At 66.3% G+C, this 18,334-nt stretch carries 21 protein-coding genes; 15 read left to right on the plus strand and 6 right to left on the minus strand.

Annotated elements, in window-relative coordinates:
- The first annotated feature begins 284 nt into the window (after positions 1-284).
- Positions 285-551: a PAAR domain-containing protein gene (locus tag AC07WS_RS14880; protein ID WP_117009760.1), complete on the plus strand. Its 267-nt coding sequence runs from the start codon at positions 285-287 to the stop codon at positions 549-551.
- On the opposite strand, the gene AC07WS_RS14885 is transcribed toward AC07WS_RS14880, so the two are convergent.
- Positions 548-1,057 (minus strand): UPF0149 family protein, encoded by a 510-nt coding sequence (locus AC07WS_RS14885; protein ID WP_494729831.1) that lies wholly within the window; start codon positions 1,055-1,057, stop codon positions 548-550. The genes AC07WS_RS14880 and AC07WS_RS14885 overlap by 4 nt on opposite strands.
- A gap of 120 nt (positions 1,058-1,177) precedes the next feature.
- Between AC07WS_RS14885 and AC07WS_RS14890 the strand changes: the two genes are divergently transcribed.
- Positions 1,178-1,693 carry a hypothetical protein gene (locus tag AC07WS_RS14890; protein WP_494729832.1) on the plus strand — a complete coding sequence of 172 codons (516 nt, stop codon included), beginning with the start codon at positions 1,178-1,180 and terminating at the stop codon, positions 1,691-1,693.
- 1 nt (position 1,694) lies between these two features.
- Here the strand turns inward: AC07WS_RS14890 and AC07WS_RS14895 are convergent, their stop codons facing one another.
- Entirely contained in the window at positions 1,695-1,844 is a 150-nt protein-coding gene (locus AC07WS_RS14895; protein ID WP_494729833.1) for a hypothetical protein, read from the minus strand.
- A 117-nt stretch (positions 1,845-1,961) separates the two neighbouring features.
- On the opposite strand from AC07WS_RS14895, the gene AC07WS_RS14900 reads away from it, so the two are divergent.
- From AC07WS_RS14900 to AC07WS_RS14930, 7 genes are all read left to right on the plus strand, one after another.
- Positions 1,962-2,690: an SIMPL domain-containing protein gene (locus AC07WS_RS14900; protein ID WP_494729834.1), complete on the plus strand. Its 729-nt coding sequence runs from the start codon at positions 1,962-1,964 to the stop codon at positions 2,688-2,690.
- An 8-nt stretch (positions 2,691-2,698) separates the two neighbouring features.
- Positions 2,699-2,941, plus strand: coding sequence for a hypothetical protein (locus AC07WS_RS14905; RefSeq protein ID WP_494729835.1), 243 nt, complete (start codon positions 2,699-2,701; stop codon positions 2,939-2,941).
- Between the two features lie 10 nt (positions 2,942-2,951).
- The gene (locus AC07WS_RS14910; protein ID WP_494729836.1) at positions 2,952-3,470 is read left to right on the plus strand and encodes a hypothetical protein; all 519 of its coding nucleotides are present in this window, start codon (positions 2,952-2,954) and stop codon (positions 3,468-3,470) included.
- A gap of 151 nt (positions 3,471-3,621) precedes the next feature.
- A complete protein-coding gene (locus tag AC07WS_RS14915; RefSeq protein ID WP_494729837.1) occupies positions 3,622-3,765 on the plus strand; it encodes a hypothetical protein in 144 nt (47 codons plus the stop codon).
- A 135-nt stretch (positions 3,766-3,900) separates the two neighbouring features.
- Positions 3,901-4,038, plus strand: a complete 138-nt coding sequence (locus AC07WS_RS14920; protein WP_175001208.1) for a hypothetical protein — start codon at positions 3,901-3,903, stop codon at positions 4,036-4,038.
- Between the two features lie 129 nt (positions 4,039-4,167).
- Positions 4,168-4,533 (plus strand): hypothetical protein, encoded by a 366-nt coding sequence (locus tag AC07WS_RS14925; RefSeq protein WP_494730014.1) that lies wholly within the window; start codon positions 4,168-4,170, stop codon positions 4,531-4,533.
- A gap of 78 nt (positions 4,534-4,611) precedes the next feature.
- Positions 4,612-8,037: a response regulator gene (locus AC07WS_RS14930; RefSeq protein ID WP_494729838.1), complete on the plus strand. Its 3,426-nt coding sequence runs from the start codon at positions 4,612-4,614 to the stop codon at positions 8,035-8,037.
- Here the strand turns inward: AC07WS_RS14930 and AC07WS_RS14935 are convergent.
- Positions 8,034-9,431, minus strand: coding sequence for a M16 family metallopeptidase (locus AC07WS_RS14935; RefSeq protein ID WP_494729839.1), 1,398 nt, complete (start codon positions 9,429-9,431; stop codon positions 8,034-8,036). The genes AC07WS_RS14930 and AC07WS_RS14935 overlap by 4 nt on opposite strands.
- 4 nt (positions 9,432-9,435) lie before the next feature.
- Positions 9,436-10,749, minus strand: a complete 1,314-nt coding sequence (locus AC07WS_RS14940) for a M16 family metallopeptidase (protein WP_494729840.1) — start codon at positions 10,747-10,749, stop codon at positions 9,436-9,438.
- A 116-nt stretch (positions 10,750-10,865) separates the two neighbouring features.
- On the opposite strand from AC07WS_RS14940, the gene AC07WS_RS14945 reads away from it, so the two are divergent.
- The 4 genes from AC07WS_RS14945 (at position 10,866) to AC07WS_RS14960 (ending at position 12,972) form a co-directional block, all read left to right on the plus strand.
- Positions 10,866-11,345: an acyl-CoA thioesterase gene (locus AC07WS_RS14945; protein ID WP_494729841.1), complete on the plus strand. Its 480-nt coding sequence runs from the start codon at positions 10,866-10,868 to the stop codon at positions 11,343-11,345.
- A 9-nt stretch (positions 11,346-11,354) separates the two neighbouring features.
- On the plus strand, positions 11,355-11,633 hold the full coding sequence (locus AC07WS_RS14950) for a KTSC domain-containing protein (RefSeq protein ID WP_494729842.1): 279 nt from the start codon (positions 11,355-11,357) through the stop codon (positions 11,631-11,633).
- A gap of 8 nt (positions 11,634-11,641) precedes the next feature.
- On the plus strand, positions 11,642-12,163 hold the full coding sequence (locus AC07WS_RS14955) for an SET domain-containing protein (protein ID WP_494729843.1): 522 nt from the start codon (positions 11,642-11,644) through the stop codon (positions 12,161-12,163).
- 206 nt (positions 12,164-12,369) lie between these two features.
- Positions 12,370-12,972, plus strand: a complete 603-nt coding sequence (locus AC07WS_RS14960) for a hypothetical protein (RefSeq protein WP_494729844.1) — start codon at positions 12,370-12,372, stop codon at positions 12,970-12,972.
- 30 nt (positions 12,973-13,002) lie between these two features.
- Here the strand turns inward: AC07WS_RS14960 and AC07WS_RS14965 are convergent, their stop codons facing one another.
- Positions 13,003-15,846, minus strand: coding sequence for a bifunctional diguanylate cyclase/phosphodiesterase (locus tag AC07WS_RS14965; protein ID WP_494729845.1), 2,844 nt, complete (start codon positions 15,844-15,846; stop codon positions 13,003-13,005).
- A 117-nt stretch (positions 15,847-15,963) separates the two neighbouring features.
- On the minus strand, positions 15,964-16,719 hold the full coding sequence (locus tag AC07WS_RS14970) for a spermine/spermidine synthase domain-containing protein (RefSeq protein ID WP_494729846.1): 756 nt from the start codon (positions 16,717-16,719) through the stop codon (positions 15,964-15,966).
- 143 nt (positions 16,720-16,862) lie between these two features.
- Here AC07WS_RS14970 and AC07WS_RS14975 point away from each other — a divergent pair, with 143 nt between their 5' ends.
- Together AC07WS_RS14975 and AC07WS_RS14980 are read left to right on the plus strand one after the other, a co-directional pair.
- Positions 16,863-17,138, plus strand: a complete 276-nt coding sequence (locus AC07WS_RS14975; RefSeq protein ID WP_494729847.1) for a hypothetical protein — start codon at positions 16,863-16,865, stop codon at positions 17,136-17,138.
- Between the two features lie 13 nt (positions 17,139-17,151).
- On the plus strand, positions 17,152-18,321 hold the full coding sequence (locus AC07WS_RS14980; RefSeq protein WP_494729848.1) for a GGDEF domain-containing protein: 1,170 nt from the start codon (positions 17,152-17,154) through the stop codon (positions 18,319-18,321).
- Positions 18,322-18,334: the final 13 nt, after the last annotated feature.

The raw sequence follows: 18,334 nt of genomic DNA on the forward strand, positions 1-18,334 counted from the left end.
ACCCTCTCCGCCATAATTAAATAAGAAAGCTCCCGCAAGGGAGCTTTTTTATTTCTACTGCGGAAAGGAGCGAGCGCAGCTCGCGCGTGGGATTCGAAGACTCGCGCGTACTAGCGCGAGGGCGGCCTGCGAAACGTAGGCGAATCCCACCCTCTCCGCCACGAATAGCAGTAGAGAAAAAAGCTTCCGGAAGGAAGCTTTTTTTTCGTCCGCGTTTTCGCTGCCGTGCGACGTAGCGAAAATAGCAATGCTATCATCGCCGCATTGAACCAATGCGAGGCGATATGGGCGGGAAGGCGATCATCAGACTGGGCGACAAGACCTCGCACCACGGCACGGTACTGGAGGGTCATCAGGACGTGATCGTGATGGGCAAGCCAGTGGCAGGTGTGGGGCACAAGGTCAGCTGCCCCAAGTGCCGGGGCACGCACACCATCGTCGAAGGCGCGGTCACGCACACCATCATGGGCATCAGCACCGCGGTGGAGGGGATGAAGACTTCCTGCGGCGCCGTCCTCATCGCATCGCAGCAGACCGATACGATCGGTTAAGCGTCGCCGCAGCACTTCTTGTACTTCTTGCCGCTGCCGCAAGGGCAGGGATCGTTGCGGCCAACTTTCGGGCCTTTCGGCGGATGCCAGTAGGCGTTGATCTGGATGACCGATGGCGTCACCGCGTCGGCCCAGGCGTCGCCTTCGCGCTGGAACGGCGCCAGCCATTCCGGATGGGCCGCCCGCAACGGCGCCCACGCCGCCGCGTCGGCCTGCATGCCGGCCGTGAATCCCTCGCACCATTGTTCCGGCCCCCAGCTGCCGCCGCATTCGTAGATGGGCTCGAAGCTGGACGGGTCTTTGCTCATCCAGGTGCGCATGTAGTGGTAGTGGCGCAGCAGCAGCGGCTCGGCGGCCGGATTTTTCAGGGCGGCGGGCAGCCAGCTTTCCGGCGCCGGCGCTCCCGGGCCAATGACGACGGCGGTCAGGAAGCCTTCCAGCCAGGATACGTCCTGCAGCGCGTCCAGCGCATCGTATTCGTCGTCGTTCAGTGGGGTGTGCTGCATGGTGTGGGCCTCGTTGTCTGTTGAGCCGACATTCTACGCACCAATCATGTGGCCATGTTTGCGAGTTTGGCAATATGATGCGTGTCGGCACCATACAATACCGACAACCAAGGAGCAGACATGAAACCGATAAAAACGCTGGCCGCCGCCAGTTTGCTGATGGGCGCGATGTGGGCCCATGCATCGGCCCCCGGCGGCGCGCCGGACGCCGCCCAGGTCAAGGCCGCGCACGACCTGCTGGTGTCGATGCAGGCCGAGAAGATGGTGCGCACCACCGCCGGCATGAGCAAGTATCCCAGCCCGGCCCAGCGCGAACTGATGATGACCAAGCTCGACAAGCTGCCCAATGAGACCGTCTACAGCCGGCTGGCGCTGCCGGTGGCGCGCCTGCTGAGCACCGAGACGGCGGTCGAGATGACCCGGTACTACCAGTCCAGCTACGGCCAGAAGGTGCTGACCCAGACCTACAACGGCCCGCCGCGCCTGTATCCCGCCGATCCGACCCCGACCGCCAAGGAAAAGGCCGAACTGAAGAAGCCGGCCTTCATCAAGGCCAACCAGGAGTTCAAGGCCGCCGAGCAGGCCATCCACCACGAAGCCTTCCTGCTGATCGGCGAGATCAACAAGGGCAAGTAAGCTATTTCGCCTTCGGCGGAACGGGCTTGAGTTTGGGTGTCTCGACGATCAGCACATGCTTGTCGACGGCGCCCGATTTTTCCTGCTTGACCACCTGCACGGCGACCGGGCGGCTGTCATGCACCGAGCGTGGACGTCTTGGAACCAGCATCTTCTTCCCCTGAGTGATTGTTGTTGAAGTCGCAAATGGGCGCGCCGGCGGATTTTGCAAGTTGTTAAATAGTAAAAAGTATTGGATACTTCAACTTTCACTCCTGAAGGAAGTTCGATGCTGAAGAAACTCGCCGTAGCCCTAGCCCTGTTGCCGCTGGCCGTGCAGGCCTCCAATTTGCCGGACTACCCCTTCATCCACGTCGGCGGCGAAGGCTTCCTGCGGGTCATGCCCGACATGGGCGAGATCGACTTCGACATCAGCGCCTTCGACGCCGACACCAACGCCGCCGTGGCCGTGGTGCAGGCGCGCGTGGCGGAAATCCAGTCCTTGCTGGCCGAGCAGGGCGGCGATCCCGGCAAGGATACCGAAGCCGAGGCGTCCTTCCGCGACATGCGCAAGGAAATGCGCAAGGCGGCCAATCCCGATCCGAACGCCGCGCCCGAATACGAGATACGCAGCGCCGTGCACATCGTGGTGCGCGACCTGACTAAATGGCGCGCCATCATGACGGGCCTGCTGAGCAAGCCGAACATCGACCACATGAGCACCGGCTTCGGCAAGAGCGACCGTCTGCAGACCGAACAGGAACTGACCGCCGTCGCGATCAAGGACGCGCAGCGCCGCGCCGAGGGCATGGCGGCCGGCTTCGGCAAGAAGGTGGGCGCCGTCACGGCGATCTCGTCGGGCCAGCTGCGCAACCTGACCAACGCCGTCGGCCTGCTGCCGGTGGACTTCTACAACAACCGGCGCGGCACCAGCGCCACGTCGGGGGAAAAGGACTTCCTGTCGATCCAGTCGCTGCAATGGTCGCAGACCGTGGACGTGATCTTCCGCATCAAGTGAGCGGCGCCGTGCGGGCCGTCCTCGATTGCCTGCCGCAAGGGCTGGACAATTTCGCGTGCAACGACTTCATACACAGCGCGCCGTTGACGGCCTGGCTGCCGGTGCTGAACCATCTGCAACGGGAATTCGGCTTGCCGGATGGCGTATGGGAGCGCATCCCGCAAGGCGCCAACGCCTTGTTCGGGCTGGGCGGCGACGTGATCGTCGAGCTGGTGCCGCCGAATTGGCGGCGGCAGGGCAATCGAAGATAAAGGAGAACGAATGTCCCTGATCAAAGTTATCGCCATCGTCCTGTCGGGCGCGGGCACCGTGGCATCGGCCCAGGACGTGCTGCTTGCCGGTCACGTGCAAAAGGTCATCCTGCAGCCATCGGGGACGGAGAATTGCCCTCGGCCTTGCCCGCTCGAGGCGCCGGTCCAGTCCAATGGCTTGCGTACCGTCTGCGTCTACAACGGCGGTGGTTGCGAGACCATGGAAGTCAAGGTGGATCATGTGTACCGCGGCGAGGCCGGTGGCGCGACGCGGCAGTTCAAGTCCCGCATCGGCGAATGGGGGCCGCGTTTTCCGGCGACGGAACAACAGATCATCGTCAGCGAAGAGGGGGGCTCGGTATCCTGGTCGATCGCGACGGTAAGGGATGGCCGGATCTTCATCGACCCCAAACGCCTGCGCCACATAGCCGGGGTTCCAACCGCGACAACGACCGGCGACGAGTTGATGGCGCTGGACGATGTGCTCGCTGGGGTCAAGTCTGACATTCGGACACGGCCTCTGCCGTAGCGCCCTCGCTACGGCAGAGGCCGTGTCCGAATGTCAGACTTGACCCCAACGGGGGTGCGCTGGCGCACGCCGGGCGGCGATCCGGCGCTTGTTTATCGGCGACCGCCCTCTAAGCTTTGATTAGGTCGATTTTTTCAAGGAGGACCGTCCCATGAATATCCGTGCCCACACCACGCCCGAACCCGATATGCCGCCGCCCCAGCCGGAAAAAGATCCGCCTCCGGACAATATGCCGCTGCCGGACCAGGCCCCCATCGAGGAACCTCAACCCAAGCAACCACCCGTCAAAACCTGATGTCCCGTGAGAAAGTGTGATAGTTGTTGCTCAATGGATACATATTTTAAACTTTGTGTTGGCCGTCACAACGGCGTAATGAAAGTGTTTCTATAATTTAGTCATGTCATCGTTTTTCCTCTCACGGAGAGCATCATGGGCAATTCCTTACACAACAAAATCTACCTCGGCCGTCGTAGCGTCGCCTTCAGTGCGAAGCGTGTCCAAGCCTTGATTTGTGTAGCGGCATTTGCCACCATCGGCCTGATCTGGCTGGCGATACGAGCGTTTTGATCCACACTTTATTTTCGTTTCGATGCGCCCGTACCGCCGCCGCAGGCGCCGGGAGGGCGTATACCTTGCCGTCGCTCCGCCGGGCGCGTACCATGAGGGCCGCAGCAGTCTCTTATGGATAAAATGGCAATGAAGAACGAGAAATTAACGCAAGACGAATACAACGCACTCGATGAGGTCAAGCGCGGCATCAAGGGTGAGCGTGTCAGCGCCTGCGTGGGCCGCAACACCAAGCGCCTGGCCGGCATCAAGCTGTTCAGCATCGCCAGGAACGGCCGCATCTCCCTCACCGACAAGGGCGAGGAAGTGCTGTTCCTGCGCCGCTGCGTGCTGGGCATGCGCGCCGTCGAGGCCGATCCGGCCAGCCCGCTCGACGCCGACGTCGCCCTATTCCTCGGCAAGAAGTCCCACATCGTGCCGCGCGCCGAAGGCGGCTTCGAACTCAGCGACAAGGGCCGGGCATCGCTGGCCGATATCGCCCAGCAAGGCCTGTAAGACAAAAACGCTCCTCCGGGGCGTTTTTTTTGCGGTAATGTAGAGGCATATCAAAACAAGAAGAGACCGCCTGTCGCCATGAAACCGGACACGTTGCAGAAATTCCGTAGACTGTTCGGCGTGCTCGTCGCGGCGGTCGCCGCGGTGTTGCTGCTGGTGTCGCTGTACGTGGCCCATGTGCTGCAGGCCAGCCAGGCGCGCTACTACGCCAACGCGGCCGAGACCGCCCACAACCTGGCGGTCTCGCTGGAAAACTTCCTGCAGTCGCATTTCGAGGAGGTCGATCTGGCCATGCGCCGCGCCGGCGTGGAGTTCCGCGCCATGCAGACGTCCGGCCGCTTCGACCCCGACCGGTTCAGCGCCTACCTGCGCACGCTGCGCGAACGCATCCCGAACGCCCAGGCGGTGCGCGGCTCGGACGCGGCCGGCCGCGTGATCTACGGCGAGCAGGTCGACCCGGCCCATCCGCAGGACCTGACCGTGCGCGAATTCTTCCCGCGCGCCAAGGTCGAGCACGAGCTGATCATCGGCCTGCCGGTCAAGTCGCGCATCAGCGGCGAGTGGGTGCTGCCGCTGGTCTATCCGCTGGCCATGCCGGACGGCAGTTTCGGCGGCACCGCCTACACGCTGATGAACAGCGCGCGCCTGACCGAGCTTTTCTCGTCGCTCAACACCGGCGCCCACGGCTCCATCGTGCTGCTGGACGACCGCCGCCGCGTGCTGCACCGCTATCCCTTCGTCGACACCATGGCGCTCGGCGCCACCATCAATGTCTCGCCGCAGACCCAGGCCATCCTGGACGGGCGGCAAAAGGGCGACACCTATATCATCCTCAGCGACCGCGACCGGCTCGAGCGCACGCTGAGCCTGCAGCGCGTGGGCCGCTATCCGCTGTATGTGGCGGTCGCGCTGGCCAGCGAGGATTTCCTGGCGCCGTGGCGCAAGGAGGTGCGCAATGCGCTGCTGTTCCTCGGCGTGCTGGTGGCGTTCGCGGCGGCGCTGCTGGCCGGCGTGTGGTACGCGATGCGCAAGCAATCGCAGGCGGTGCACCGGCTGGTCGAAGCCGACCGCGCGCTGCAGGCGTCGCTGGTGCGGCTGACCGCCTCCGAATCGCGCTGGCGCTCGCTGACCGAAGGCTTGCCGCAGATGGTGTGGACCGTCACGCCGGCGCTGCGCCTCGATTTCATCAGCCACCACTGGGAGCGCTTCAGCGGCGTGCCGTCGGCGCTGCTGATCGGGGCGGGCGACTGGGCGCCGGTGCTGCACCCGGACGACCGCCCGGCCTTGCTGGCCGAATGGCAGCGCGCCGCCGCCGCCGGCGACGCCTTCCGCTGCGATTGCCGGCTGCGCCGCCTGGACGGCGCCTGGCGCATCTTCGACAACCACGCGCTGCCGCAGAAGGATGGCGACGGCCGCGTCCTCGGCTGGGTGGGCAGCAGCACCGATTCCACCGAGGCGCGCGCGGCCCACGACGCGCTGCGGCAGGCCAAGGAGGCGGCCGACCAGGCCGGCCGCGCCAAGTCCGAGTTCGTGGCCAACATGAGCCATGAGATCCGCTCGCCGATGAACGCGGTGCTGGGCATGCTGCAGTTGCTGCAGCAGACCGAGATGAGCGAGCGCCAGCAGGACTACGCGGCCAAGGCCCACGCCGCCGCCAGCGCGCTGCTGGGCCTGCTCAACGACATCCTGGATTTTTCCAAGGTGGAGGCCGGCAAGCTGGCGCTCGACCCCCATCCGTTCCGGCTCGACAAGCTGTGGCGCGACCTGGCCGTGATCCTGTCGGCCAACGTCGGCAGCAAGAACATCGAAGTGCTGTTCCGCATCGATCCGCAGCTGCCGGCGCTGGTGGTGGGCGACGCCCTGCGCCTGCAGCAGATCCTGCTCAACCTGGCGGGCAACGCCATCAAGTTCACCGAGCAGGGCGAGGTGGTGCTGTCGGCCCGGCTGCTGGCGCGCGCCGACGACACGCTGACCATAGGCTTCGCCATCCGCGACAGCGGCATCGGCATCTCGGAAGAACAGCGGTTGCGCATCTTCGACGGCTTCTCGCAGGCCGAGGCGTCGACCGCGCGCCGCTACGGCGGCACCGGCCTGGGCCTGGCCATCAGCCAGCGCCTGGTGCGCCTGATGGGCGGCGAACTGGGCGTGACCAGCACGCTGGGCCAGGGCAGCGTGTTCGAATTCGCGGTCGAATGCGACGTGGCGGCGCTGCCGGCCGAGGCGCCGGACACCGCGGCGGCGCCCGAGCGCCTGCTTCTCAAGGGCCTGACCTGCCTGGTGGTGGACGACAATCCGGTGGCGCGCATGGTGCTGAGCGAGATGGCGCAATCGTTTGGCTGGCAGGTGGACGTGGCCGGCGGCGGCCACGAGGCGCTGGCCGCCGTCACCGCCCACATGGCCGCGCAGCGCGCCTACGACGTGGTGCTGATCGACTGGCGCATGCCGGTCTTCGACGGCTGGGAGACCAGTTGCGAGATCCGCAAGCTGGCGCCGCACGGCAAGCTGCCGCTGATCGTCATGGTGACCGCGCACGACCGCGAGCTGCTGGCGCAGCGCCACATGGAACTGGAGCCGGTGCTGGACGGCTTCGTGGTCAAGCCGGTCACGGCCTCGATGCTGTTCGACGCGGTGGCCGACGCGCGCATGGAAAGGCGGGCGCCGCTGGCGGCGGTGGCGCTGCCCTCGCTGCGGCGGCTGGCCGGCCTGCGGCTGCTGCTGGTGGACGACAATCCGGCCAACCAGCAGGTGGCCAGCGAGCTGCTGGGCAACGAGGGCGCGCAGGTGGAGGTGGCCAGCTCGGGGCCGATGGCGATCGCCGCCGCGTCGCGCCCCGGCCCGCCGCCGGACCTGATCCTGATGGACATCCAGATGCCGGAGATGGACGGTTACCAGGCGACGCTGGCGATCCAGCGCCTGCTGGGCGCGCAGGCGCCGCCCATCGTGGCGATGACGGCCAACGCCATGCCGGCCGACCGCGTCGCCGCGCTGGACGCGGGCATGGTCGACCACATCGGCAAGCCCTTCGACCTGAGCCAGTTGATCGCGGTGATCCTGCGGCATGCGCGGCGCGCCGGCGCGCCGTTGGCGCTGGCGGCGGCGCCGCCCGAAGCGGTCGCCGACGCGGCCGGCCCGGCGCCGCTGGCGGAGGCGGGCATAGCCAGCGCGGCCGCGCTGAAGCGGCTGGGCGGGCTGCATTCGGTGTATCTGATGGCCTTGCGCAGTTTTGCGGTGGAGGCGGGCAAGTTGTCGGCCGAACTGCAGGCCGCTGGCGCGGCGCAGGACGGCGGCGTGGCGCTGCCGCTGCTGCATACGCTCAAGGGCCTGGCCGGCACCGTGGGCGCCGACCGTCTGGCCGGCCTGGCACACCGCGCCGAGCAGGCGCTGAAGGCGGACGCCGGCTGGGCGCAGCTGGCGCCGGTGATCGACGCCATCCCCGGCGTGGTGGACGAGATCGAACGCCTGGTGCGCCAGCTGGACCCGGCCAGCGTACTTCCCGCGGTTTAGCGCGGCTGGAAACCGTCCGCGCTGATCTGCAGCTCGGTCACCTCGCCGTAGGTCTTGGCGATGTCGCGGATGGCGTCGGCTTTCCCCACCAGCACCGTTTGTAGCCTGGTGCGCGGGAAATGCTTGTCCACCAGCGCCTTGGCGCGCTCCGGCGTCAGGCTGTCGACATCCTGCATGAAGTTGTCGATCTGCTCGCGGCCCACCTTGGACGCGTACATATCGCCCAGCAAGCCGGCCAGCTGCTCGCCGGTCTCGTAGCGCGGCGGGAACTGGCCCTTGACGTAGGCCTTGGCCGATTCCAGCGTGGCCTGGTCGATGCCCTTGTCCCACAAACGCTGATAGGTCTTGTGCGCCAGCGCCAGCGCCGCCTCGGTCTTGGGCAGCGCGGTGAAGCTGGAGATGGCGAAGGTGCCGGTCTGCGCCAAGGTGGCGAACTCGCTGCGGGCGCCATAGGTCAGGCCGGAGTTCACCCGCAGCTCGTCGTTCAGCCACGAGGTGAAGCGGCCGCCGACGATGGTGTTGAGCACCTGCATGGGCACATAATCCGGATCGTTGCGCGCGATGCCGACGCCGCCGATCAGGAAGGTGGTCTCGATCGCGTCCGGCTTGTTGACCAGCCACACGCGCGCCTTGTCGGCCTGCACCTTGCCGTTGTCCTGCTGCGGCAGCGCCGGGCCGCTGGCCTTCCACGCGCCGAACAGCGACTCGATCTGCTTGCGCATCTCGGACGTCTGGAAATCGCCCACCACGATGATGGCGGCGTTGTCCGGACGGTAGTAGTGCTGGTAGTAGCCCTGCACGTCGCTCTGCTTGAGCGCGCCGACGCTGCTGACCGTGCCGCCGGGCGGATTCGCATACGGCGCCTGGCCGAACAGCATGGCGCGGTAGTAGTTGCCCACCACATTGCGCGGCGCCTCCTTGGCCTGCTTCAGGCCGTTGACCTTGCGCTCGCGCAGCTTGGCCAGCTCGGCCTCGTCGAAGCTCGGTTGCTGGACGATCTCGGCAAACAGCGGCAGCAGCGCGGCGCTGTCGGCGCGGGCGAAGTTGGCCTGCACCGTGCTTGCCTCCGTGCCGGCGCCGCCGGCCAGGCGGGCGCCGCGGAAGTCGAAGGCCTGGTCGATGGCGGCCTTGTTGTGGGCTTTGCTGCCCAACAGCAGGGCGTCGCCGGTCAGGTTGGACAGGCCGGGCTGCTTCTCGTCGTTGACGGCGCCGGCCTTGACCACGGCGCGCACCGAGATCAGCGGCACTTCATGGCGCTCCATCAGGTACACGGTCAGGCCGTTGGGCAGGGTGACGGTGTCGAACGCCGGCAGGCGGAATTCAGCTGCGGCGGCGCCGGCCAGCGGCGCGGCGGCCAGCACGGCGGCGGCCATTACGGTTGCTTTGATGCTCATCGGATCAATCCTCCTTCGCAGCCAGCACGCCGACGGTGCGCTGCGATTTCTTCAGGTATTTGGCGGCGACGGCCTGGATATCGGCCGGCGTCAGTTTTTCGTAGGCGGCCGGGGCGTCGAACATCTTTTTGTAGTCGCCGAAGAACACCTCGTAGTTGCCCAGCTGCTGGGCGCGGCCGTTGATGGTCTCCTGTTCGCGGTACAGGTTGAGCAGCTTCTGGTTCTTCACCTTTTGCAGCTCGTCTGCCGTCACGCCGTCCTTGACCAGCTTGTCGACCTCGGCCAGCAGCGCCTGTTCCAGCTGGGCCGGCGGCGTCTTGGCGGTGGCCACGGCCGACAGGTACAGCAGGCCCGGATCGAAGCCGTCCATGCTGCTGGCGCTGACCTGCGTGGCCAGCTGCTGCTCGACCAGCGCCTTGTACAGGCGCGAGGTCTTGCCGTCGCCCAGTATGCTTTGCAGCACTTCCAGCGCGTAGAAGTCCGGGCTGTTGGCGGCCGGGACCTTGTAGGCGATCGCCAGGTTGGCCGAGGTGGCCGATTCCTTGGCCACGAACACGCGGCGTTCGCCCTTCTGTTCGGGCTCCACGGTGCGCACGGCCGGCGGCAGCGCGCGCTTGGGGATGCCGCCGAAATATTTGGTGGCCAGTTTCTTGACCTCGTCGGCCTTGACGTCGCCGACGATCACCGACACTGCGTTGTTGGGCGCGTAGTAGGTGTTGAAGTAGCGCTGCAGGTCCTCCTGGGTCCAGGCCTTGATGTCGGACTCATGGCCGATCACCGGCCACGAATACGGGTGGGCCTGGAAGGCGACGCCGTTGACCTCCTCGTGCAGCGCGCGGATGTTGGAATTCTCCAGCCCGGTGCTGCGCTCGGACAGCACCACGCCGCGCTCGCTGGCGACCATTTTCGGGTCGATCGACAGGTGGGCGATGCGGTCGCTCTCCAGCGTGAAGATGGTCTCCAGCGAGGCCGCCGGGAACCAGTCCTGATACACGGTCAGGTCGTTGCTGGTGTAGGCGTTGTTGGAGCCGCCCTTGGCTTCCATGGTGCGGTCGAACATCTTCGGGCCGTAGTGCTTGGAGCCGTTGAACATCATGTGTTCGAAGAAGTGCGACAGGCCGGTGATGCCGGGCGCCTCGTTGCGCGAGCCGACCTTCCAGAACGTGTACATATTGGCGTTGGGGATGGTGTGCGATTCGAGCACGATGAACTTCATGCCGTTGGCCAGCGTGAAGGTGTGCACCTCGTCCGCCGTCACGGCGTGGGCGGCGGCGGCCGCGCCGAACATGAGGCTGGCGGCCAGGACTTTCCATTTCATGGTTGCTCCTTTTTTCGTGAAGCGCAAAGCATACGATAAAGCTAGTGGTTTTTGATAACTATTTGCGAATGACAAGCTTAGCGGATAGCATGGAGAAAACAACTATGGAGTATGCAATGGAAAAACCGATGAGCTGGACCGCCCACGAACTGAGCATGACCGTGCTGATGACGCCGGACATGGCCAACTTCTCCGGCAACGTCCACGGGGGCACCATCCTCAAATATCTCGACAGCGTGGCCTACGCCTGCGCCAGCCGCTATTCGGGCAGCTATGTGGTGACGCTGTCGGTGGACCAGGTGATGTTCCTGCAGCCCATCCACGTGGGCGAGCTGGTGACCTTCCTGGCGTCGATCAACTACACCGGCCGCACGTCGATGGAGGTGGGCATCCGCGTGGTGACGGAAAACATTCAGCAACGTCTGGTGCGCCACGCGAATAGCTGCTACTTTACGATGGTGGCGGTGGACGAGCACCGCAAGCCGGTCGAGGTGCCGACGCTGGTGCCGCAGACCGAAGAGCAGAAACAGCGCTGGGACCAGGCATTGCTGCGCAAGCAGGCCCGCCAGATGGTGCACGGAGCGCGCAAGGGCTGAGGAGGCTGTATGGAAATGAAACGCATCAACGCCGGCAAGCTGCGCGCCATCGGGTACGATGCGCGCGAGCGCATGCTGCGGGTGGAGTTCGACGACGGCAGCGCCATCGACTACTCGGGCGTGGGCAACGAGGTGTGGCGCAAGCTGTCGACCTCGGCCGCCGCTTGGAGCTATTATCGCGACAATATCGAAGACGAATTCGCCGGCCGGCGCGACGTGGTGCGCAAGCCCACCAGCCGCGCCGAGCTGGAAGACCTGTTCAAGCCGCCCGGCGGCGATCCCAACTGAGCCCACCTATGTTGACTGAAAATGTATTGGAAAGTCCGGCGGTGCTGTCCGAGCAGCCGGCATACGTGGTCAAGACCTCGCCGGTGCACGGGCGGGGCGTGTTCGCCGCCCGCGACATCGCGGTCAGCGAATGCGTGATCGAATACACGGGTCGCGAGATCACCTGGCCCGAGGCGCTGGAGCGCGCCGCCGCGCAGGACCTGCCGCACAACCACACCTTCTTCTTCAGCCTGGCCAACGGCAATGTGGTCGACGGCGGCGACCAGGGCAACGAGGCGCGTTTCATCAACCACTCGTGCGAGCCGAACTGCCAGGCCATTGAGGACGAGGGCCGCATCTACATCTACGCGCTGCACGACATCAAGTGTGGCGAGGAGCTGAGCTACTCCTATCCGCTGATCTACGAAGGCCGCCACACGCCGGCGATCAAGCGCTCGTTCGCCTGCCACTGCGGCGCGCCGGGCTGCACCGGCACCATGCTGGCGCCCAAGCAGCGGCGCCGCAAGCCCGCACCTGCTTCTGCGTCGTAGCCGGGACGCTTGTCCCGCTTGGCCATCGCGTTCGCCTGCCTTAGGAGTATGTACAGGGGGGAGCTCCTCCGCGCTCCTTGTAGCAGAGCTTCGATTTTCTGTTCGATTTTCTTCGATTTTTTCAAGCTTTGAACTATTCCCTGACTTCCCGGTCTAAATATGGGAAAGCCGAAGAAAATAGGGGAGAAAATCGAATGAATACTACAATGAGCGTACAACTGCCCACCGATACCCTGCTCAAGTTGATCGAAAAACTGCGCCGTCGTGGCGGCTCGCAAGACCTGTCGGAAGCCATGGCCCAGGCCATCGAATGCTGGCTGTCGGACCCGGCCAGATTCGAGCCGGGCGCGGACCTGTCGGACATGCACGGCTACCAATGGAAGTCCTTGTTTCTTCCGGAAGGCACCGTGTTGAAATCATGGAGCTACGGCGAGAACAATTACGCGCGCGTCGAGGGCGACCAGATCATCCACAACGGCCACGCCGTTTCGCCCAACCAGTTCGCGCAATCGTTCGCGCGCTCGACGCGCAACGCTTGGCATGATTTATTTATCCGCCGCCCCGGCGACAAGACCTACAAATCAGCACATCGGCTGCGCGACGAACTGATCGCCGCCGCGAAGGCGCCTGCGGCAACATCTGCCGCTGCTCCTCCATTACCTGCTGCATCGGCACCGGCACCGGCATCGCCCACGCCACAGGCCGCGCCGGCGGCCACCGCGCCACCGCGTAACGCCGACCGCGAGCCCGGCTGGGATTTACCGGAGCGCAGAAAATTCCGCTACCGTCTGGAAGACGTCGCCTATTAGTTCAACAGCAACTCCGGCTGCCATTACAATTTATGATATCGGTGCAGGCCGCAGATTCCTGCCCTCGGCCAGCATCCGCTCAAACGCCGCCGCCGGCACCGGCTGGCTGAAGTAATAGCCCTGGATTTCATCGCAGCCGTGCAGCCGCAGGTAGTCCAGCTGCGCGGCCGTCTCCACCCCTTCCGCGATCACGCGCAGCTTGAGGTTGTGCGCCAGCGCGATGATGGACACCACGATGGCCGCCTCGTCGCCATCGCCGATGTCGCTGACGAAGGAGCGGTCTATCTTCAGCACATCGATAGGGAACCTGCGCAGGTAGGAGAAGCTCGAATACCCGGTGCCGAAATCGTCGATCGACAGCGCCAGCCCCAGCCCCTTCAGCTTGTGCAGCAGCTCCACCGCCAGCGCCACGTCGTGCATGAACAGCCCCTCGGTCAGCTCGATGTCCAGGCAGGCCGGCGGCAGGCCGGTCTGCTCCAGCACCTGCGCGATCGAGGCCAGCAGGTTCGGCTCGCCGAACTGGCGCGGCGACAGGTTGACCGCGATCCGCAGCGCCCCGTAGCCCGCGTCCTGCCACGCCTTGGCCTGCGCGCAGGCGGCCCGCAGCACCCAGGCGCCGATCGGCACGATCAGCCCGGTCTCCTCCGCCAGTCCGATGAAGCGGTCGGGCGCCACCATGCCCAGCTCGGGATGCCGCCAGCGTATCAGCGCCTCCATGCCGACGATGCGGCCGCTGCCCAGGTCCACCTGCGGCTGGTAGTGCAGCACGAACTCGTCGCGCTCCAGCGCGCTGCGCAGCGCGGTCTCGATGCGTACCCGCTCCAGCGCCTCCTCGTTCATGGCCGGCTGGTAGAACTGCGTGTTGTTGCGGCCCAGCTTCTTGGCGCGGTACATGGCGATGTCCGCATGCTCGATCAGGCGCTGCGCCGGCGTGCCGTCCGGGTCGTACACCGCCACGCCGATCGAGCAGGTGACGAAGAACTCCTTCCCCTCCAGCAGCACCGGTTGCGCCACCGCCCGCATGATGCGCTGCGTGACGTCCAGCGACAGCGCCTCGTCCGGATATTCGGTCAATATCGCGACGAACTCGTCGCCCGACAGCCGCGCCACGGTGTCGCTCTCGCGCACGCTGTCCCGCAGGCGCTGGGCCACGGTCTTGAGCAGCAGGTCGCCGGCCTTGTGGCCCAGGCTGTCGTTGACGAACTTGAAGCGGTCCAGGTCGATCAGCATGACCCACAGCGGATTGCCGCTGCGGTTGGCGAAGGCGGCCGCCTGCGTCAGCCGGTCCTGCAGCAGCACGCGGTTGGGCAGGCCGGTCAGCACGTCGTGGTGGGCGATGTGGTGGATGCGCTGCTCGGACAGCTTGCGCTCGGTGATGTCGGTGCCGGTGCCGCGATAGCCCTTGAAGCGGCCCTCCTGGTCGAACAGCGGCTCGCCGCTGATGCTGAACCAGTGCAGCTGGCCGTCGGTGCCGGCCAGCGCGTATTCGAAGTTGAGGAAGGGCAGGTGGGCCTGCAGCAGCGCGATGTGGTCCTGGCCCCAGCGCGCCTGGCGCATCTCGGGATGGTGCTCCCAGCGCGTCTTGCCCATGAAGCAGTCCGGGTCCTGCTTGCCCTTGTCGAAGAAGCCGCCGGTGATGCTGGTGAAGCGGAATTGCTCGTCCTGCTCCCAGTACCAGTCCGACGACAGCGCCAGCAGGCGGCGGAAGCGCAGCTCGCTCTCCTGCAGCGCCTGCTCGGTGCGCTTGCGGGCGGCGACGTCCTCGTTCAGGCGCTCGTTGCTCAGCTGGAGCGCGCTGGTGCGCTCGTCCACCAGCCGCTGCACCCGCACCGAGCGCCGCGCCAGCGAGTTGACCAAGGCCGCCGTCAACAGCGAGAACAACAGCCCGCCGATCAGCGTCGACAGCGAGCCCAGGTGGCTGGCCAGGAAGGGGCGCGGCAGCGGCGTCACCTGCACATGCCAGGCCTTGCCGGCCGCGCTGAAGGTGCGGGTGTAGACGTCGTGGTAGTCGAACGCCAGCCAGCGCTGCAGCGGCTTGGCCGCCACCGCCTGGCCGGCCGGCTGGCCGTAGCTGTAGATCAGGTTGTCCGGCCGGAGGTCGTCGCCCACGTACACGCGCACCACCAGCGAGCGGTCGTCCAGCAGGTCGGCGCCGTACAGGATCTTCTGGATCAAGTCGGTGGAGCGGATGACGGCGCCGGTGTTGCCTATCCAGGCCGCGCGCCGCTGTTCGGCCGTGGCGGTCTGCGCGCCCGGCCGGTAGACCGGCATCAGCAGCACGAAGCCTTTCTGCTTGCCCCGTTCCTGCGCCAGCCGCAGCAGCGGCGTGGCCAGCGTGGTGCCGGCCGCCACCGCCTGCTTGACGGTGTTGGACATCGGCCCCAGCGACATCACGTCCAGCCCGAACGCCGCCTCGTTGCCCTGCATCGGTTCCAGATAATCGACGATGGCGTGCAGCGGCCGCGGCGACAGCGGCAGCCGGCCGCCGTCGAACATGGCGTAGCCGGGATAGCGCTCGCGCAGCGCGGCCTCGTAGCGGCGCGCCTGCTCGTCGGTCAGCACGCGGTGGAAATTGAACGCCTGCACAAAGGGATAGCGCGCCAGCAGCGGCCGGGTGAAGTCGCCGAACTGTTCGCGGCTGACCGGGCCCACCGTCTTGAACAGATCGTTGAGGATGGTGACCAGCTCCAGCGTGTCGTCCAGGCCGCCCCGGATGGCGGCCGCGCGCGCCTGGGCGCGCTGCTGGAAGCTGAGCTCCATCTTGCCGTATTCCAGCGCGCTGACGGCCACGAACAGCATGCCGGTCACGGCCAGTCCGGTGACCAGCGTCAGCGTGGCGGCCAGTGAAACCGGCGACTTGGAAAACAGCGGCATGCGGCGCTTTCTGGGTGGGGACGGCAGGGCTGGCGGATGAGTCTAGTGTGGCATAACTCCCGCCCCGGGGACAGCCATTTGGCCCCCGGATTGTCTTATGCAAGCCACGCTTTCGGCCTAGCCCGCTTCTGTGCGCGCCAGGTTCCAGCGCAGGCGCAGCACGATCCAGTGCGCCAGCAGGCGGTTGAGCAGGGCGAAGCCCAGGCCGTGGCTGCGCGCCACCTTGCGCTGCATGGCCAGCGCCGGCGACGGCTTGCCGCCCTTGACCGCGAACAGGATGCGGTTGTTGCCGGCGATGCCGCGGAACCAGCAGATGCGGCCCTGGAAGGTCTCGCGCAGGCGCCGCAGCATGGGGCCGTACTGCGGGTCGTAGCTGAAGATATTGGCCACCATCACGCCGCCGGGCCGCAGCGCGCGCCGGCAGTCGGCGTAGAAGGCGGCGCTGCCCAGCGCCGGCGGCAGGCCGTCGGCGTCGAAGCCGTCCACCAGCAGCACGTCGGCCGCGCCGCTGAAGTTGGCCATGTAGGCGGCCGCGTCGGCCTGGATGATGCGGAAGCGCGCATTGTCGCGCGGGATGGCGAACTGCTCGCGCAGCGCGATCACGTCGGCGCGCAGCTCCAGCACGGTGATGCGGCTGTGCGGCAGGTAGCGGTAACAGAACTTGGCCAGCGAGCCGCCGCCCAGCCCGACCATGACGATGTGCTCGGGGCGCGGATGGAACAGCACGAAGCACATCATGGCGCGCGCATAGCTGAGCACCAGGTCGTCCGGCCGCGACAGCCGCATCTCGCTCTGGATCATGCCGGGCTGGAATTCCAGCGAACGTTTGTCGCCGCGCGTGTGCACGCGCGGCCGGTGGGAGGACTGGGTCAAGGGCGTATTGTGGATTTACCGGGGCGTTTTATAGTAGCATGCCGGCCAGTAAGCCACATTGCATTTACAGACGCAACAATTGTAGGTACATTGGCGATAGCACAGGCCAGCCCCTTCCGGCGCCCCCCTTGGAGACCGACACGATGTTTTTAGACCACCCTACGCTTACCGCCACCAACAGCTTCACCGAGCCAGACCGCCTGGAGCGCCTGACCCGGGTCTACGGCTACGTGGTGGCGCTGGCCGACATGGCCGGCAAGCAGTCCTTTATCGAGAAGGTCAGCCAGCTGCACGACCACAAGGGCACGCTGATCGTGTTCTGGCACGACGCGCCGACCGACGACGAAAAAGCGTATTTCGCCCAGGCCTGGGCCAGCAAGATGGGCGACGGCAGCACCAACGTCGAGCACGAGGTCTGACCCGCCGCAGGTCATGGATATAAAAACCCTGGTACTGGCGCTGGCGCTGGGCAATCTGAGCCTGTGCGCGGCGCTGTTCTTTTATGAGCAAGAGCGCCGCCGCGCCGGCCTGGCGCCGGCCAGTTCCAGCTGGGGCATGGCCAAGCAGTGCCAGGCCGTGGCCTGGGCGCTGCTGTACCTGCGCGGCACGCTGCCGGACTTCCTCACCATCCCCGTCGCCAACGGCCTGCTGTTCGCCGGCTTCGCGCTGGACGCCTGCGCGCTGTGGGAGCAGGCCGGCCGCCGCGTGTGGCGGCGCTACCTGCTGCCGGCGCTGGGCGCGGCCATCGGCGTGTTCACCGGCGCCTGGCTGCTGGAACTGCCGGCCGCCGACCGCATCGCCATCGGCTCGCTGGCGATCGGCCTGTTCTGCCTGGCCGGCGCCGCCGCGCTGGGCCGCGGCTGGCGCGCCGGCACGCTGCTGCGGCGCTACCTGGTGCTGTCCTCGCTGCTGCTGGCGCTGGCCGTGATGGCGCGCGGCCTGCTGACCGTGCTGCTGCCGGACGGCTGGGGCTGGGTCAGCCCGGCCATCGTCCAGGGCGTGGGCATAGGCGCGCTGTACCTGATGATGATCAACAGCGCCTTCGCCTGGCTGCTGCTGGGCCGCGAGCAGCAGCAGGCCGAGCTGGCCCGGCTGGAGGTGGTGGACGCGCTGACCGACGTACCCAACCGGCGCGGCTTCTACCAGACGCTGACGCCGTGGATCGCGCTGGCGCGCCGTCCCGGCCTGCCGACCGCGCTGATCATCCTCAACCTCGACCACTTCAAGCGCGTCAACGACAGCTACGGCCATCCGGTGGGCGACCAGGTGCTCAAGGCCATGGTCGACGTCTGCAAAAAACAGCTGCGCGACAGCGACCTGATGGGCCGCCTGGGCGGCGCCGAATTCGCCATCCAGCTGCCGCGCACCTCGCAGGAGGACGCGCTGATGGTGGCCGAGCGTATCCGCAACGCGGTCGCCGCGCTGCCGGTCAAGGCCGGGAAGGCCGTCATCAACATGACCGCCAGCCTGGGCGTGACCACCATCCGCGCCGACGACACCACCGTCAGCCTGTTCAAGCGCGCCGACGAGGCGCTGCAGGCGGCCAAGCAGGCCGGCCGCAACCGCGTGGCCGAGGCGCAGGCCGGCACGCTGCCCGCCTGATTTGCCACACCGC

The organism is Duganella sp. GW821-FHT01E12 (assembly GCF_059422325.1).

Coding starts and splice junctions, on each gene's coding strand:
- AC07WS_RS14880 (WP_117009760.1), top strand. CDS start 285: ATGGGCGGGAAGGCGATCATCAGACTGGGCGACAAGACCTCGCACCAC.
- AC07WS_RS14885 (WP_494729831.1), bottom strand. CDS start 1,057: ATGCAGCACACCCCACTGAACGACGACGAATACGATGCGCTGGACGCG.
- AC07WS_RS14890 (WP_494729832.1), top strand. CDS start 1,178: ATGAAACCGATAAAAACGCTGGCCGCCGCCAGTTTGCTGATGGGCGCG.
- AC07WS_RS14895 (WP_494729833.1), bottom strand. CDS start 1,844: ATGCTGGTTCCAAGACGTCCACGCTCGGTGCATGACAGCCGCCCGGTC.
- AC07WS_RS14900 (WP_494729834.1), top strand. CDS start 1,962: ATGCTGAAGAAACTCGCCGTAGCCCTAGCCCTGTTGCCGCTGGCCGTG.
- AC07WS_RS14910 (WP_494729836.1), top strand. CDS start 2,952: ATGTCCCTGATCAAAGTTATCGCCATCGTCCTGTCGGGCGCGGGCACC.
- AC07WS_RS14915 (WP_494729837.1), top strand. CDS start 3,622: ATGAATATCCGTGCCCACACCACGCCCGAACCCGATATGCCGCCGCCC.
- AC07WS_RS14920 (WP_175001208.1), top strand. CDS start 3,901: ATGGGCAATTCCTTACACAACAAAATCTACCTCGGCCGTCGTAGCGTC.
- AC07WS_RS14925 (WP_494730014.1), top strand. CDS start 4,168: ATGAAGAACGAGAAATTAACGCAAGACGAATACAACGCACTCGATGAG.
- AC07WS_RS14930 (WP_494729838.1), top strand. CDS start 4,612: ATGAAACCGGACACGTTGCAGAAATTCCGTAGACTGTTCGGCGTGCTC.
- AC07WS_RS14935 (WP_494729839.1), bottom strand. CDS start 9,431: ATGAGCATCAAAGCAACCGTAATGGCCGCCGCCGTGCTGGCCGCCGCG.
- AC07WS_RS14940 (WP_494729840.1), bottom strand. CDS start 10,749: ATGAAATGGAAAGTCCTGGCCGCCAGCCTCATGTTCGGCGCGGCCGCC.
- AC07WS_RS14945 (WP_494729841.1), top strand. CDS start 10,866: ATGGAAAAACCGATGAGCTGGACCGCCCACGAACTGAGCATGACCGTG.
- AC07WS_RS14950 (WP_494729842.1), top strand. CDS start 11,355: ATGGAAATGAAACGCATCAACGCCGGCAAGCTGCGCGCCATCGGGTAC.
- AC07WS_RS14955 (WP_494729843.1), top strand. CDS start 11,642: ATGTTGACTGAAAATGTATTGGAAAGTCCGGCGGTGCTGTCCGAGCAG.
- AC07WS_RS14960 (WP_494729844.1), top strand. CDS start 12,370: ATGAGCGTACAACTGCCCACCGATACCCTGCTCAAGTTGATCGAAAAA.
- AC07WS_RS14965 (WP_494729845.1), bottom strand. CDS start 15,846: ATGCCGCTGTTTTCCAAGTCGCCGGTTTCACTGGCCGCCACGCTGACG.
- AC07WS_RS14975 (WP_494729847.1), top strand. CDS start 16,863: ATGTTTTTAGACCACCCTACGCTTACCGCCACCAACAGCTTCACCGAG.
- AC07WS_RS14980 (WP_494729848.1), top strand. CDS start 17,152: ATGGATATAAAAACCCTGGTACTGGCGCTGGCGCTGGGCAATCTGAGC.